This is a genomic window from Nocardia carnea NBRC 14403 (genome assembly GCF_000308515.1).
GTDB lineage: Bacteria > Actinomycetota > Actinomycetes > Mycobacteriales > Mycobacteriaceae > Nocardia > Nocardia carnea.
In genome coordinates, this window is record NZ_BAFV01000040.1 from 20,846 (window position 1) to 36,657 (window position 15,812).

Annotated in this window: 14 protein-coding genes; 8 read left to right on the plus strand and 6 right to left on the minus strand. The window is 67.5% G+C overall.

Going from position 1 to position 15,812, the window contains the following annotated elements; genetic code table 11:
• The first annotated feature begins 151 nt into the window (after window positions 1-151).
• From ON22_RS14830 to ON22_RS14840, 3 genes are read left to right on the plus strand one after another with little or no spacing between them, the layout of a single operon-like run.
• Window positions 152-1,045 carry an isocitrate lyase/PEP mutase family protein gene (locus tag ON22_RS14830; protein WP_033242670.1) on the plus strand — a complete coding sequence of 298 codons (894 nt, stop codon included), beginning with the start codon at window positions 152-154 and terminating at the stop codon, window positions 1,043-1,045.
• Window positions 1,042-2,457: a dihydroorotase gene (locus ON22_RS14835; protein WP_051157645.1), complete on the plus strand. Its 1,416-nt coding sequence runs from the start codon at window positions 1,042-1,044 to the stop codon at window positions 2,455-2,457. Before ON22_RS14830 ends, ON22_RS14835 begins: the two co-directional genes overlap by 4 nt.
• Complete coding sequence (locus ON22_RS14840; RefSeq protein WP_081595590.1) at window positions 2,454-3,158, plus strand: isochorismatase family protein; 705 nt, start codon at window positions 2,454-2,456, stop codon at window positions 3,156-3,158. The genes ON22_RS14835 and ON22_RS14840 overlap by 4 nt, the downstream gene beginning before the upstream one ends.
• Here ON22_RS14840 and ON22_RS14845 read toward each other — a convergent pair.
• Window positions 3,106-3,831, minus strand: coding sequence for a GntR family transcriptional regulator (locus tag ON22_RS14845; RefSeq protein ID WP_051157646.1), 726 nt, complete (start codon window positions 3,829-3,831; stop codon window positions 3,106-3,108). The genes ON22_RS14840 and ON22_RS14845 overlap by 53 nt on opposite strands.
• 218 nt (window positions 3,832-4,049) lie before the next feature.
• On the opposite strand from ON22_RS14845, the gene ON22_RS14850 reads away from it, so the two are divergent.
• The 5 genes from ON22_RS14850 to ON22_RS34665 are packed head-to-tail and all read left to right on the plus strand — an operon-like array spanning window position 4,050 to window position 10,831.
• Window positions 4,050-5,426, plus strand: a complete 1,377-nt coding sequence (locus ON22_RS14850; RefSeq protein ID WP_231508264.1) for an MFS transporter — start codon at window positions 4,050-4,052, stop codon at window positions 5,424-5,426.
• Between the two features lie 14 nt (window positions 5,427-5,440).
• Window positions 5,441-6,820, plus strand: a complete 1,380-nt coding sequence (locus ON22_RS14855; protein WP_033242669.1) for an FAD-dependent oxidoreductase — start codon at window positions 5,441-5,443, stop codon at window positions 6,818-6,820.
• Window positions 6,821-6,847: 27 nt separating this feature from the next.
• Window positions 6,848-8,170: an MFS transporter gene (locus ON22_RS14860; RefSeq protein ID WP_051157648.1), complete on the plus strand. Its 1,323-nt coding sequence runs from the start codon at window positions 6,848-6,850 to the stop codon at window positions 8,168-8,170.
• Window positions 8,163-9,494, plus strand: a complete 1,332-nt coding sequence (locus tag ON22_RS14865) for an MmgE/PrpD family protein (protein WP_051157649.1) — start codon at window positions 8,163-8,165, stop codon at window positions 9,492-9,494. The genes ON22_RS14860 and ON22_RS14865 overlap by 8 nt, the downstream gene beginning before the upstream one ends.
• Entirely contained in the window at window positions 9,491-10,831 is a 1,341-nt protein-coding gene (locus ON22_RS34665) for an MmgE/PrpD family protein (protein ID WP_051157650.1), read from the plus strand. Before ON22_RS14865 ends, ON22_RS34665 begins: the two co-directional genes overlap by 4 nt.
• On the opposite strand, the gene ON22_RS14875 is transcribed toward ON22_RS34665, so the two are convergent.
• The 5 genes from ON22_RS14875 to ON22_RS14895 all read right to left on the minus strand — a co-directional run bounded on the left by ON22_RS14875 (window position 10,828) and on the right by ON22_RS14895 (window position 15,812).
• On the minus strand, window positions 10,828-11,652 hold the full coding sequence (locus ON22_RS14875; protein WP_033242668.1) for an ABC transporter ATP-binding protein: 825 nt from the start codon (window positions 11,650-11,652) through the stop codon (window positions 10,828-10,830). The genes ON22_RS34665 and ON22_RS14875 overlap by 4 nt on opposite strands.
• The gene (locus ON22_RS14880) at window positions 11,645-12,475 is read right to left on the minus strand and encodes an ABC transporter permease (RefSeq protein WP_033242667.1); all 831 of its coding nucleotides are present in this window, start codon (window positions 12,473-12,475) and stop codon (window positions 11,645-11,647) included. The genes ON22_RS14875 and ON22_RS14880 overlap by 8 nt, the downstream gene beginning before the upstream one ends.
• The gene (locus tag ON22_RS14885; protein ID WP_231508262.1) at window positions 12,453-13,472 is read right to left on the minus strand and encodes an ABC transporter substrate-binding protein; all 1,020 of its coding nucleotides are present in this window, start codon (window positions 13,470-13,472) and stop codon (window positions 12,453-12,455) included. The genes ON22_RS14880 and ON22_RS14885 overlap by 23 nt, the downstream gene beginning before the upstream one ends.
• Window positions 13,469-14,173 carry a TenA family protein gene (locus ON22_RS14890; protein ID WP_231508260.1) on the minus strand — a complete coding sequence of 235 codons (705 nt, stop codon included), beginning with the start codon at window positions 14,171-14,173 and terminating at the stop codon, window positions 13,469-13,471. The genes ON22_RS14885 and ON22_RS14890 overlap by 4 nt, the downstream gene beginning before the upstream one ends.
• Before the next feature lie 442 nt (window positions 14,174-14,615).
• On the minus strand, window positions 14,616-15,812 hold the full coding sequence (locus ON22_RS14895; RefSeq protein WP_033242664.1) for an acetyl-CoA C-acetyltransferase: 1,197 nt from the start codon (window positions 15,810-15,812) through the stop codon (window positions 14,616-14,618).

The window sequence follows — 15,812 nt, forward strand, 5'->3', positions numbered from 1 at the left end:
CGCGGCTCGCCACCCGGGTCGGGATATCCCGTCCAGGCATGCCAGAATTACAAACTGTTGACAGTTTTCAGTTTATGAACTGGGAGGAAGGCGGGAAGATCGTGACCGACTACCGACTATCCATGGTTCCGAGCGTCCTCGAGGAGATTTCATGACCACCCCGGCACGAACACTGCGTGCCCTGACCGGCACACAGGATCGCCCGCTACTCCTGCCGGGCGTGGCGAACTCCCTGGCCGCGCGAGTGGTGGAGGAGGCGGGATTCGCTGCCGCCTACGTCACCGGCGCCGGCGTGACCAATACCTATCTGGGGATGCCCGACCACGGTCTGATCACCCTCGACGAGCTGTGCGCGCACGTCGACGCGATCTGCGACGTCGTAGATATCCCGGTGATCGTGGACGCCGATACCGGGTTCGGGAACGCCCTCAACGTGCAGCGCACCATCCGCAAGCTCGAGCGCGCCGGCGCCGCGGGCATCCAGATCGAGGATCAGGTGAGTCCCAAGAAATGCGGCCACTTCAACGGGAAGGACGTGGTGGCAGCCGACGAAATGGTCGGCAAGATCCATGCCGCCGTGGACGCCCGCCGCGATGACGACCTCGTCATCGTCGCTCGCACCGACGCCCGAGCCACCGAAGGACTGGAGGCGGCCTGCGATCGTGCCCTCGCCTACCTCGAGGCCGGCGCCGATCTGATCTTCGTCGAGGCACCGGAAAGCGTCGAGGAGATGCGCGAGATCACGCGCCGTGTCCCCGGACTGCATATGGCGAATATGGTCGAGGGCGGCCGCACCCCGATCTTGTCCCGTCGCGAGCTGGGCGAACTCGGTTTCGCCGTCGCGCTCTACGCGAACGCCACGATGCGCGGGGCAGTGGTCGGTATGCGCGAAGTGCTCGGGCATCTCCACGAACACGGGGATACGCGTGCGGCGGCGGATTTGATGATCAGCTGGGAAGACCGGCAGGCGCTCGTGCGCAAACCGGAATTCGACCGGCTCGAAGAGCGGTACGCTGCGACCGCGGAACGGAGGAATATCCGGTGAGCGACAGCGATATTCACGATCTGAGGCTGCGCGGCGGCCGGGTGTTCCAGCACAGTGCGGGCTTACCGGAACTCGATATCCTGATCACGAACGGCACCATCACCGGCCTCGTCGCACCGGGCACGCCGGTGCGCGCGGCCGAGGAATGCGATATCTCGGGCAAGGTTGTCCTGCCCGGAGGTATCGACCCGCACGTCCACCTGGGCAAGGACATCCGGGTCCCCCGCGACCCCGACGATGCATCCCGCGAAACCGCGTCCGCGGCCGCGGGCGGCATCACCACGATGCTGGTCTATCTGATGAGCGCCGATCCCTACGAGGATGTGTTCGCCGCTTCGAACGCCGCGATGGCAGGCAACTCGCATACCGACTACGGCTTCCACTTCGTTCTCGGCACCGACGAACAGGTCGCCCAGATCCCGGCGTACGTCCAGGACCTGGGCGTGCCGAGTTTCAAGTTCTTCATGAACTTCCGCGGCGACGAAGGCAAGTACCTCGGCCTACCGGGCAACGACGACGCCTATATGTACGGCCTTCTCGGGGCGGCCGCGGATGCGGGCGCCATGGTGAACCCGCACCCCGAAAACATCGAACTCGTGTGGAAACTGCGCGAGCAGCCGCGAGACGAGTCGATCCCGCCGCTGGAAGCCTGGTACCGCAGCCGGCCGCCGATCGTCGAAGCCGAGGCGGTGCAGCGGGTCGCGTACTTCGCCAGCGCCACCGGCGCCTCCGTCTACGCGGTACACACCAGCAGCCGGGCCGCGTTGAACGCCATGCAGATGCAGCAATCGGCCTACCCTCATCTGTTCACCGAAACCTGCACCCAATACCTCACCCTGACCACCGATTCCGACTGCGGCACGTACGGCAAGGTCAATCCGCCGCTCCGGCACCGCGAAGACGTCGAGGCATTGTGGGACGGTCTGCGCTCGGGTGCGGTCGATACGGTCGGTTCCGACCACAACGCCCGCCACCGCACCGCCAAGGAGAAGGACATCTGGTCGGCCTCGGCAGGTTTTCCCGGTAGTGGTCTCGTGCTTCCGACGACCCTCGGCGAGGGACTCCGCCGCGGGATCGACCTCGAGCGGCTCGTCGATGCCACGAGTACGCGGGCGGCGCAGCTGTTCGGACTCTTCCCCCGTAAAGGAACCATCCGCGTCGGGTCCGACGCCGACCTCGCAGTGGTGGACCTGAACGCGAAAACCATCGTGCACGCCGAGACCCAGTATTCCGCGGCCGAATACTCGCCGTGGGAAGGACACGAGATCCCGCTGCGCGTCGTGCACACGCTCGTCCGCGGTCATTTCGCACTACGCGACGGCGAGCTGTCCGAGAATCCGGTCGGCACCTACCTCGCCCGTCAACACGGCGGCGCCGCCGCCCTGGCACAAATACGGAAGGAACTCGGATGACCGAGCACACCTGGACAGTGGGCGGCGCGGGGATCATCGACGAAACCACGCTGCGCCATTACGAACTCGCCGGCTTCGGCAAACCCGTCGGGCTGGGATCACGGCCCGCGCTGCTGATCATCGACGTGCAGTACCGCACCGTCGGCACCACGCCCGCACCGTTCGAGACGGCCGTACGCGAGTTTCCGACCAGCTGCGGTGAGGTCGGCTGGCAGGCGGTCGGCCGGATCGCGCGGCTGGTCGAAACCTTCCGCGCGAAGGGCTGGCCGATCCTGTACCCGCACGTGGCACCGAAGAAGTCCTACGACGCCGGCAGGCTGGGCGCGAAAGTGCCCGGCATCATGGATATCCCGGCCGAGGGCTACGAGTTCGTCAGCGAGATCGCGCCCGTCGAGGGCGACGTGCTGGTCCCCAAACGTCATCCCAGCGCCTTCTTCGGCACCCCCCTCACCAGCTATCTGGTCGAGGCCGGGGCGGATTCCCTGGTGGTAACCGGCGCCACCACATCGGGTTGCGTGCGATCCAGTGTCGCCGACGGGTTCTCCTACAACTTCCGGGTCAGCGTGCCTGCGGACGCGGTTTACGACCGCAGCCCCGTCGTGCACGAGGCCAATCTCTTCGATATGGCCCAGAAATACGCGGATGTGACTACGACGGATTCGCTGCTGACTGCGCTACGGGAACTTCCTGCCCGGAGCTGATCTCGTCGGCACACAACACCGCCGACGCGTTGTTCAGCGAGCTCACCAGATGCGCTTCGAGCAGGGCCGCGGCGTGGTCACCGTCCCGCGACGACAGTGCCGCGACAATCGCGCGATGCTCGTCGAGGGCGGTGCGCGCACGCCGCGGCTGGTGGGCCGAGCGAGCGCGGGCGAGCTGGATTTTGCGGCCGACCTCGGTCAGTGCGTTCAGTAGCGGTGGCTTCGCCGCCAACCCGGCCAGCTGCGCGTGAAAGTCCTGATCGGCAGGATAGGTGGCGGCCGCGTCCTGGCCCATACTGGACTCCGTATTGTCGAGCAGCTGGTTCAGCTCGTCGATGCGCTCCTGTGGGGTCTGCCGCGCGGCAAGCCGCACGGCATGCGTTTCGAGCGCGATGCGGAGTTCGTAGAACTCGGTGAGTTCGTTCGCCGAGAAAGACCGGACATAGGCACCGCGATGGGTCACCGCCTCGACGAGTCCTTCACTGGCCAGGCGTTGGATCGCCTCGCGCAGGGGGCCCCGGCTGATACCGAGGGCCTGGGACAGCTGCACCTCGTTGAGGCGTTCACCGGGCGCCAGCGTCCCGTCGAGAATCATATCTCGCAACACCTCGAGGCTGCGACCGGCGAAAGTCGCCACCCGGCCGAGTTTGGCGGGACGGATCTGCTCGCTCACCAGGGTCTCCTTACACGGCCTGTGCGCAGTGCCGTGCCGTCGGGGCTACTCACCAGATCGGCTGAAACTCTCGACAGCCGGCGAGTAGCAATAGTCGTTTCCTATATTAGCCAGCCGCCCAAAGATAGAAAACTGTTGACAGTTGGCAGTGTGTATCGCAGAGTAATGCATCACGGAGCCGGTCGGGTACCGGCGACCAGAAGCAGGAGGTCCTCACGGTGGAGGCTAACGGAAACGCCGCGGCCCCGGACATAGACGACCGGCCCGTACCGGTCCCCCGCCGCGAATCGGACGCCGCGGGCAGTGCCACACCCGTTGTCCCGCAATCGATCGACCCGAAAGTGGTGCCCGCCGGACTTATCGGCTCGATCGTCGAGTATTACGACTTCGGGATCTACGGCTACCTGGCCACGGTCCTCTCGGTGGTGTTCTTCGCCAGCGAAACGGACCCGACAGGCGCCTTACTGGCCACGTTCGCGACCTTCGCCGCGGCCTTCGTCCTGCGCCCACTCGGCGGTTTGATCTTCGGACACCTCGGCGACCGATTCGGCCGGTCACGCGTTCTTGCCGCGACCATCCTGTCGATGTGCGTCGCGACCGTAGCGATCGGTATGCTGCCCACCTATGCCGCGATCGGGGTGAGCGCGGCATTCCTCCTGGTGGTGGCGCGTTGCGTCCAGGGCATCGCCTCCGGTGGCGAAGTCGGCGGAGCTGCGGCCTACGTGGCGGAGAAATCGCCGCCCGCGCGGCGCGGATTCCTGTGTTCCACTGTGCAACTCGGTGCGCTCATGGGCGCGTTGCTGGCATCGGTGGCGGTGACGATCCTGACGTCGGTGCTGACCCATGAACAGTTGGTGGACTGGGGCTGGCGGATTCCCTTCCTGCTGAGTCTGCCGCTGGGCCTGGTCGGCCTGTGGATCCGGTACCGGCTCGAGGATTCCGTGGCGGACAACGACCTTTCCGCGGGCGGCCGCCTCGCCTCGGCACCGGCCGCCGAACTCGTGCGCGCACACCTGCCCGGCCTGCTGCGCACGCTCGGATTATCCACTCTGCTCTTCGCCGGCTACTACGTGGTCTACGTCTACGCCTCCACACACTTGCAGCAGACCGGCGGTTTCACCACGACGGCCGCATTCTGGTCCACCACCACGACGCTGACGGTGTCGTGCCTGGCGATGCCGTTATTCGGCCACCTCGCCGACAAGTGGGGACGGAAACCACTGTTGTTCGGCGCCGCGGTGGCCTTCGGAGTTCTGGCGGTTCCCTGCTTCGCACTGATGAACGCCGGCGACTACGGGACGGCAATACTCGCCCACGTGGTTCTGGGACTACCGGAATCCGCGCTCATGGGTGTCGTTTTCGCGACGTTCGCCGAGATGTTCCCGGCCCGCGTCCGCTACACCGGTATCGCGCTCGGGTTCAACCTCGCGAGTATGGCGGTAGGCGGCACCGCACCGCTGATCTGTCTATGGCTGCTCGATATCACCGGCAACACGCTGGCACCGGCCTGGTTCCTCGTGACCACTGCCGTGATAAGCGCGGCCACCGCCCTGACCTTGACCGAGACGCGCGACACCGCGCTGCGCGTCAGCTGAGCAGAGAGGACGCCGTGACAGAGCCCGAGCAGAACGAAGTGGACGTCGACGTCGTAGTGGTAGGAGCCGGTGGCGCCGGCCTCGCCGCCGCACTGGCGGCGACCGACGGCGGTGCGACCGCCGTCGTGCTGGAGAAAGAAGAACGGCCCGGCGGAAACACCGCCGCCTCGACGGGTTCGGTCCCCGGAGCCGGCAGCCGCTGGCAAACCGAGGCCGGTATCGATGATTCGGCCGAGCGGCTCGCAACCGACCTGCTGCGCCAGTCCGGTCCGCACGAGGCGGAGGACCTCGTGCGGATCCTCGCGACCGCGAGCGCGCCCCTGGTCGAGTGGCTGGTGGATACGCACCGGATCGACCTTCGGCTGATCACGGACTACAAGCATGTCGGCCACAGTGTCCCGCGATTGCACGCGCCGCCGTCACGCAAAGGACACGCCCTGATCGCCGATCTGCTGCGCGCCGCCAAGGCCGCCGACGTCGAGGTACTCACGCACAGTCCGGTGGAACGATTGATTGTCGAGGACGGCACCGTCCGCGGCGTGGTCGTATCCGGTCGCCGCTCGGGCACCTACGAATTACGCAGCCACGCAGTGGTCTTGGCGGCCAACGGTTTCGGCGCCGATCCGGCGATGATCGCCCGGTTCGCCCCGCAGGCCCGTGGGCTCGAATATCTCGGCGCGCAGGGCAGTACCGGGGAGGCAGTGCGATGGCTGCTCGACCTCGGCGCGACCATGGCGAACAGCTCCGCCTTCCAGGGCTACGCGGCAGTCGCGAACCCGCACGGCTCGATCACCTCGTGGACCACGGTGGAGCACGGCGGGATCCTCGTCGACGCCCGCGGTGCACGCATCGGCGACGAAACGATCGGATATTCGGGATTCGTGTCCGAGGTCTCGCGAGTGCCCGGACCGGTACATGTCCTCTTCGATACGAGGATCCGCGATTCGGTTGCCGCCCATGAGGAAGAATTCGCCGATCTGGTCGCCGCCGGCGGGGTGAAGGAAGCAGCCGATCTTCCCGCGCTCGCCACGGCGATCGGGGCGGATGTCGACGAACTGACTCGCACCCTCGAGACGGCATATGCCGCGGCGGCCGGCTCGGCCCCCGATCCCACCGGCCGTAGCGAATGGGGCTGGGGTCCGTTGCGGCCGCCGTACGCCGCCGTACGGGCGATCCCCGCGCTTTTCCATACCCAGGGCGGAGTGCAGGTAGACGCCCACGCTCGCGTTCTCGGTGCCGCGGGCCCGATTCCCGGTGTGTACGCGACCGGTGGGGTCGCCGCCGGAGTGAGCGGCCGAGACGGCGGAGCCGGTTACTCCTCCGGCAACGGACTACTCGCCGCGCTCGGCCTCGGCATGCTCGCAGGCCGGCACGCCGCCGTATCCCGCGCCTGAACTCGACGAACAATCAGGAGCCAATCCGTGTCCTCTTCACCCCCGGCGCGCGCCGGCCAGTCGCGACGCGCCGCGATCGGCAGCTTCGTCGGCACAACTTTCGAGTGGTACGACTTCTTCATCTACGGCACGATGGCTTCGCTGGTGTTCGGGCAGGTGTTCTTCCCGACCCAGGACGGGGTGGTCGGCACCCTGGCGGCGTTCGCGACCTTCGCTGTCGGATTCCTCGCCAGACCATTCGGCAGTATCCTCTTCGGGCACTACGGTGACCGGCTCGGACGGCGTAACGTCCTGATCGTCACGCTGCTGATCATGGGTAGCGCGACGGTCCTCATCGGATGCATTCCCTCCTACGACACGATCGGTGTCTGGGCGCCGGTCCTGCTCATCGTGTGCCGGATCGCTCAGGGCGTGGCACTCGGGGGCGAATGGGGTGGCGCCGCGCTGCTGTCCGTGGAGAACGCGCCCGCCGACCGGCGCGGGTTGTTCGGTTCGTCGACGCAGGTCGGCTCACCGGCCGGGCTGCTGCTGGCCAGTCTGGTCATCTCGGCATCCGCGGCCGTCAGCGGAGACGAGTTCGAGCAGTGGGGCTGGCGGATCCCGTTTCTCGGGAGCGCGATCATCGTGGTGGTCGGTCTGGCCATCCGCCGGGGTCTCGCCGAATCGCAGGATTTCGCCGAAACCGTGCAGACCGAAGGCGTGGCGGCCGTTCCGGTAGTGCAGGTACTGCGCGAGGACTGGCGCACGGTACTCGTCGCCGCGGGACTGGGCGCCGCGAACAACGCGCTCTACTACACCGTGGCCACCTATACGCTGGCCTACGTCACCGGCACGCTCGGTATGCCGAAGGGCGAGACGATCAACCACCTCACCATCGTGTCGGTCTGCTATCTCCTGTCCATTCCGCTGTTCGGATGGCTCTCCGACAAGGTCGGACTGCGGCGCCAGGTCGCAGTGGCGGCGCTGGCCGCGGCGGCGTTCATATTCCCGTACTTCGCCATGATCGACACCGGAAACGGCTGGATCATCCTGCTCGGAATGATCCTCGGCCTGGCGGTCATCCAATCCGCCGCCTACGCACCGCAGCCCGCTGTCTACTGCGAGCTGTTCCCGGCCAGGACGCGCTATACGGGCGCATCCTCGAGCTACGCGCTGCCGACCACGCTCGTCGGCGGTACGGCACCGTTCATCGCGACCTGGTTGTTCAGCACGACCGGGAGCAACAGTGCCATGGCCTGGTATGTGATCGCCTTGTCCTTACTCGCCGCCGGATGCGCGGAGCTCGCTCACCGCCGGCACGCCGCTTCGCTGCGTGTCGCCGGGCCGGCGGTGGAGGTGCAGAATGCCTGATGTACACAATTTGCTGACCTGGGCGACCGAATCCCCCGTCCTGCCCGAGCCCGTGCTCCGGACGACGCTGACTATCGTCTGCGACGACCTCGCAGCCATGATCGGCGCACATACCGAGCCGGAGGTTCGCTTCGTCTCGGCGCACGCGAGTGGTCCGGGTGATGCGACGGTCGTCGGTATCCCGGGCAAACGGGTCGAACGCCGGGCAGCGGCGCTCGCGAACGCGGTCGCGGCGAACTGGATCGAACTCGACGGTGGCTATCGGCCCGCGACGTGCCACGGTTCCCTGTACACGCTGCCCGCCGCGCTCGCGGAGGTCGAAACCAGTGGTGGCACACTGCGCGACCTCCTGAGTTCGGTGGCGATCGGCTACGAAGTCGTCGCGCGGATCGCACGTGCATACCGGCCGCCGCTACCGCTCGTGCTCCATCCCCACGCGACGCTCTCGCCGATCGGTGCGGCCGCCGCGATCGCCGCCGCGCGCCGGTTGCCCGCGAACCGGTTTGCGCACGCAGTGCTCGGTGCCGCCTCGATGTCGCTCACCGGCCCGTTCGGGCACGCGACCGAAGGTGCCACTGTCCGCAACGCGTGGGCGGGGGCCGGGGCCCAACTCGGTTTCACCGCGGCGGATCTCGCCGGTGCCGGGCTGACGGCGAGTCCCACTGTGCTCGACGAAGTGTTTGCCCGTGTGGGGGGCGCCGCGCGGAACCTCGCTGAGCTGACCGATGGACTCGGGGAACGGTACGCCGTGCAGGACGGCTATCAGAAGCCCTACGCATGCTGCCAATACCTGCATTCCAGTGTCGAGGCAGCCGCGTGCGTCGCATCGGAGGTCGAGCCCGCGGCGATCTCGGCGATCGCCGTCCGAGCGCACCCGCTCGCCGCCGCGCTCACCGCCCCGGCACCCGCAACCGGTCTCGCCGGGCGGTTCTCGCTGCCGCATGCCGTCGCGACCGTCCTGTCGGCACGCGACACTTCCGCCCGGACTTTCGCGGCGGCATCCCTGCGCGATCCCGAGGTGGCACGCTTGCGGTCCCTCGTGGCGATCGAGGAATGGACCGATCCCCCACCGCCACCACACGACCGCCCTGCACGGATACGGGTCTCGCTCGCCGACGGCCGTATCGTCGAAGAAACCGTGCTGTCCGCAGCCGGCGGGCCCGACCGCCCGCTGACCCGCGATCAGCTCCTGGCCAAGTATGAGGCCCTCACTGCGGAACTCCGGCCTGGGTTCACCGACCGGATCCGGACGCTGACCGATCCCGCTCGCCCAATGGATCTCGATCTGCCCCTGGGCGCGCTGCTCGGCGAGGTGCTGCGATGACGGCCGCCGAACGCCTCGTCGACGGCGTCCTCGGCCTGCCGAAGGTATTGCCCGCCGAAATCGAGCGTATCGCCCGCCTGCACCTGCTCGACGCCATCGGAGTCGCCGTCGCGGCATCCGCATGCGGCCCGGCCCGCATGCTCGCCGCCGCGCCGCGCGCCACCGGTCCGTGCACCGTCTTGGGAACGGGATCCGGAACCGGCCCGGCCGAAGCCGCACTCGTCAACGGAACGCTCATCCACTCGCTCGAGTACGACGACACCCACACGGGTTCGGTCATGCACGGCAGCAGTGTTCTCGCTCCGGCAGTCCTTGCCACGGCCGAGGGCCATGGCCTCGGGGGCACCGAGGTAATCCGCAGTTTCGCGGTGGGCTGGGAGGTCCTCATCCGGCTCGGGCTGGCAGCGCCCAGTGGTTTCCAGCGTGCGGGTTTCCAGGGCACGTCGGCAGCGGGCCCACTCGCCGGCGCGCTGGCCGTCGGTGTGCTGCACGACTTCGACCGCGCACAGTTGATCGACGCCGTCGCCGTCGCCGCGAGCTTCTCGGCGGGGAACTTCACCTTCCTGAGTCGCGGTGCGACGAGCAAGGCGGCGCAGGCCGGTGCCGGGGCGCAAGCCGCCATATCGGCCGCGGCCCTTGTCGAGGGCGGAATCACCGGAGCAGCGGATGTTTTCGAAGGTGACCGCGGTTTCTTCGGGCTCTACGCCCGGGACCCCGCCGCCGCCGACCGGCTGGGACAGCTTGCGGACGACCTCGGCTCCCGGTGGCATTTGGTAGCGGCCGCCTTCAAGGGTTTACCGTGCTGCCATTTCCTGCACCCGTTCGTCGAAGCGGTTGCCACGCTGGACCGGGCACCGGAGCGGATCCTGTGCCGCGTACCGGTAGGGCAGGAACAGATCATAGCCGTACCGTGGTCACGCAAACAGCGTCCCGTCCGGGCCGATGAGGCACGCTGGAGCCTGCCGTACGTACTGGCCCTCCAGGTGGTGCGCGGCGGCGTGACTCTGGAGGACTTCGTCGGCGAGCCGGATCCGGCGATCCTGGCGATGGCGGACCGCATCGAGTGGGAACCATGGCAGGATTCGGGCTATCCGGCGGTCTTCCCGGCCACGATCGAGGCCGGATTCGCCGACGGCTCGAGCCGCACAGTCCGGATCGACGATGTGGACGGCGGCGCCCGGCGCCCCTGGGACATCCCGCGCGTAATCGGCAAGTTCCGGGACAACTGTGCCCGTGCAGGAGTCGCACCGAGGGTGGCGGAGGAGCTCGCCGGAACCCTCATCGAGGCACCGTCGCCGGATCTTTCGGCGCTGCGATCGCTGATTCCCGCTGCCTAGCCGAGATGGGCCGCACCCGGCTGCTGCACGGCCGCCGCAGAACGCGACTCCTCCGTCAGCACGTCGAGCAGTTCCTGTTCCAGCGCGGCGAACTCGGGAGTTGTGATCATGGAAAGTGCGCGCGGGCGTGGGAGATCGACAGGCACCTCACGGCGCACCGTGGCCGGGCGGGCGGACAGGACGACGACGCGGTCCGACAGATATACCGCCTCGCGGATATCGTGGGTGATCATCAGGACCATCCACCGATACCGCTGCCAGACGTCTTGTAACCAGGACTGCATCTCGGTGCGGGTCAGCGAGTCGAGCGCACCGAAAGGCTCGTCCAGTAGCAGTAGTTCGCGTTCCTGGACGACGGTTCGCAGCAGTGCGGCGCGTTGCCGCATACCGCCGGACAGCTGGGACGGGCGGGCGTTCTCGAATCCGGACAGTCCGAAGGTATCGAACAGTTCGAGGGCCCGGCGCCGCGCCTCGGCCTTCGCGACACCGTGCACCTGAAGTCCGAGAATGGTGTTGTCGAGAACGGTTCGCCACGGGAAGAGCAGATCCTTCTGCGGCATGTAGGCGCAGTGCGCGGCCGCGGGCCGGGTCTCGTCACCGAAGCCGATCCGGCCCGAATCCAGAGTTTCCAGCCCGGCCAGCGCATTGAACAGGGTGCTCTTCCCGCACCCACTCGGACCGATGACGGAGACGAACTCACCGGGCCGCGCGGTGAACGACACACCGGCCAGCACCTGCCGCTCCTCCTGCCGCCGGCCCGGCGGTGCAAACGATTTGGTGAGGGCGTCGACGACGAGCCGGTTGCCGTGCGGGTCAGCCACGGCGACTCCGGTGTTCCGTGCGCGACCACGGCGCGACGATCCGTTCGACCCCGAACGTCAGCAAGTACAGCGCGACACTGATGAGCGCTGTCACGAACACGGCCGCCAGCACCAAGTCGGTGCGGAACGAGTTCTTCTGCAGGCTCATATAGATACCCAGCCCCTGGCGCGCCCCGACGTATTCGGCGAATACCGCGCCGACCACAGCGTAGGTGATGCCGATGCGCAGGGCCGTGAAGAACCGGGGTATCGCCGACGGCAGGCGCACATAGCGGAAGACCTGAGCGCGGGAAGCACCCATACTGCGCAACAGTGCACCCGCATCCCGGTCTGCCGCGGCGAAGCCCTCGATCAGGCCGATCGCCATCGGGAAGAAGGTCACCAGCGCGACGACGAGAACCTTCGGTAGCAGGCCGAAACCGAACCAGATGACCATCAGCGGCGCGATCGCGATGATCGGCAGGGTCTGTGAGGCCACGAACAGCGGGACGAACGCGCGGCGTAGCCAGGGCGAGAAATCGACCACGACGGCCAGTAGCCAGGCCAGGCTCAGCGATAACGCGAAACCGGTGGCGGTCACTTGCAGGGTAGCGACAGCGTGACCGGCAATCTCGCCGCGGTGTGCCCACCCCTGTTCCAGTACGCGCAGAGGTGACGGGAGCAGTTGCGGACGGATACCGCTGATCTGTACATAGGCCTGCCAGCAGGCGACCAGAACCACCACTGTCACGAACGCCGGTGCCAGTCGGCCGAGCGCCGAGAACCCCGAACCGGTTACCGGGGTCGGCGGTGGCGCGGTGCTACGGGGAGGCGAGGTATTCATCGGTGAAATACGTCGACCAGTCGGGTTCCTCGGCCAAGGGCGCACCGTCCGGCCCGGTGAGCAGGACTTTGTCGAAAAGGAAACCGGAGTTCGCGGCCCACTGCTCGCGGGTCTGGGTGCCCACCCGGCCCTCGGGGTCTTTCATGAACTGCTCGGCCAGCATGCGCTGACTTTCGAACACCAGGGATTCGTCGGGGAAAGTACCGGGGTTGGCCTCGAGCAGGTCCTGGGCGGCGGCCGCCGGTTCGTCGGCGGCGAACTGGTATCCGCGTTGCAGTGCCCGGACGAATTTCGCCGCGCGCTGGGGGTTCGCTGTCAGCCAATCCTGGTTGGCGTCGATAACGATGGCGTAGGCGTCGGGGAAACCATAATCGGTGTAGCGGAAGTACTTCATGGGGGTGCCGTGGTGTTCGGCCTCGATACCCTCCCAGGCGAGGTAGGAGACGGTGAAATCCGCTTGTCCGGAGTAGACCGCCTCGTACGCCGAGGTCCCCAGGGTGACCGATTCGAATTCGCCGGTGCCGCCGTCGTTGCGGATCACCTGCTGCAGCGCCTCCACTTCGCCGGGGTCACCGAAGCCGGCGTAGGTCTTGCCGTCCAGATCCTTCGGGGAATCGATATCCGCGCGGTCCGCTTTGACCCCGATACCGGTCGCCCAGTGTTGCAGCGGTGCGAGCACCGAGATCGTATGCCCACCGGACGCCCGGGAGAAGGTCGACGAATTATGGGTGCTGATCCCGAATTCGGCGTTTCCGGCGTCGATGACCGTATCGACGGCGGTGTTGTTGTACGGCAGGATCTCCACGTCCAGGCCGGCCTCGGCGAACCAGCCCCGTTGCTGTGCCACGAACAGCCCGGTGTGGTTGGTGTTGGGTGTCCAGTCCAGGGCGAAGCGGATGGTGTCGTCGTCGCTTCCCGCGGTGCAGGCGGTGAGCGCCGACAGCGCGACCAGTGCGGTGGCGGCCGTGGCCAGGATCCGGCGGAGGCGGCCGCTCACGGGGCGGGCCACGGCTGCGGATGCAGGGCGGTATCCCAGAACATCAACTCGTACCGGGTGGCGACGGTGAACGCCGTCAGCATGGCCGCGCGCTCCCGCTCACTCGCGACCTCCGCCGCCGCATCGACCATGGTCCGGGCGGCGGCCGCCGATTCCTGGAACTCCGCATCGCCGTAGGTGGCCACCCACCGCGCGTAAGGGTGATCGGGATCGGCGGCGAGGACGGCAGCGGCGCGTGCGGCCAGATCCCGTCCGACCTCGGCGTATATCCAAAAACATGGCAGCGCCGCCGCTGCGCCCACAGCGTAGGACTCGGTGGCGGCGGTCGCGATCAGGTAGGAGACGTAGCCGAGGCAGGCGGCCGAATGTTCCGGCTCCCCCGCACGTGCGGGCAACTTCCCGCTGCCGAGCAGTTCGTCGTGCAGTGCGGATTCGACCGACACCGCCGAGGCAGCCGAATTCGCCCAGAACCGGGCGGCCTCGGCGTCGGGTGCCTTGGCCGAGAGGATGGCCAGCACCTTCGAATATCCGGTCAGATACAGCGAATCCTGCTCGATATAGGTGCGGAAAACCTCGGGCGGCAGGGTACCGGTGCCGAGCAACCGGAGGAATTCGAGATCGTCGATGGCACCGCGCAGCGCCTTCGTCCGGTCCCAGAGGTGATCGGTGAAGCGGCCGGTTTCCGTGGTGTGCGCGGACAACGCCAAGACATCCCTTCGTCAGCATTACCTGGACAGGTTCTCGGGTGTGATCTCAGCCCCGCATCGTGCGGAGCACCCCGTGTCAGAACGAATCCGACCATACCAGTGGCGCGTCGCAAGACAAGTGGTCCGGTGTTCCGGATAATGCGTCCCCGGATCCGGGCCATGGTGCAACCCCGCGTCCCGGCGGAGGCACGACCACCGGACCGGCCAGTCGGCCGAGGGGCTCACTGTGCCGGTCGCGGAATCCCGCTGCCCGGATCCGGTGCTCCCGGCGAAACCCGATCCCGCTGCCGAAACCCCGCTGACCGGCGGGTCCGGCACCGGCGGGCGCACTTACCGGTGGGTGCCCGGCCCAGTGCCTCCCGGCCGTCGTATTCGCGGCCGACCGAGTTCCGTCCGCTGCAAAGTGGTGCCGACCGGCGGCCGGGGCCGGGCAGGTTCAGGCCGATGCCACCGACGCCGCCATCCCCTGGCCTCCGCCGATACACATCGTGAGCAGCGCACGGCCACCGCCGCGGCGGCCGAGTTCGTGCAGCGCCGTAGTCAGCATGCGTATACCGGTGGCGCCGATCGGGTGGCCGAGGGAGATACCCGAGCCGTTGACATTCAACCGGTCCCGGTCGTCCCAGCCCCACCCGCGGAGCACACCCAGGACCTGGCAGGCGAAGGCCTCGTTGAGTTCGATCAGATCGTAGTCGGCGAAGCTACGGCCGGTGCGCGCGAACAGCTTCTCCACGGCAGCGACGGGGCCGAGGCCCATCAGCGCGGGATCGCAGCCGGCCGCCGTCCAACCTTCGAGGAAGCCGATCGGCTCGAGACCGAGTTCGTCGAGGCGGTCTTCGGCGACGACGAGCACCGCCGCAGCGGCGTCGTTCTGCTGGCTCGCATTACCCGCGGTCACCACACCATCGGGCTGGATCGATCGTAGTTTTGCGAGTGAGTCGGCGCTGGTCTCGGGCCGGATGCCCTCGTCCCGGGCGAATACCGTCACCGCACCTTTGCGGTCGGTGACCTCGACCGGTACCACTTCGGCGTCGAAGCGCCCGGCTTCCCAGGCCGCGTGCGCCCGATGATGGCTTTCCGCGGCGAGCCGATCGGATTCCGCGCGGGTGATCCCGTATTTCGCCGCGACGTTCTCGGCGGTTTCGATCATTCCGCTGATCCGGCCGAATCGCCATTCCGGCTGGGAACGTTCGCGACCGCGATCGAGCCGGTCGAATAGTTGCAGCCCACCGGATTTGGCGCCCCAGCGCGCGCCGGTCGTGTAGTGCTCGATGGTGCTCATCGATTCCACGCCGCCGGCGAGTACGACCTCCGCGGCACCGGTCTGCACCATCATGGCGGCGGTCACCAGTGCCTGGAGGCCGGTGCCGCAGCGGCGGTCGGTCTGCAATCCGGCGACCGAGATCGGCAGTCCGGCGTCGAGGGCGGCCCAGCGGCCGATACACGGGGCTTCCGAGTTGGCATACGACTGCCCCAGGGCGACATCGTCGATACGTTCGGGATCGATTCCGGATCGCGCGACGGTTTCTTTGATGACGGTGGTCGCCAGGGTCACGGCCGGCATATCTTTCAGCGCTCCGCCGAAGCGGCCCACGGGGGTGCGGACGGGCGCCACCAATGCTGCGCGTGTCAT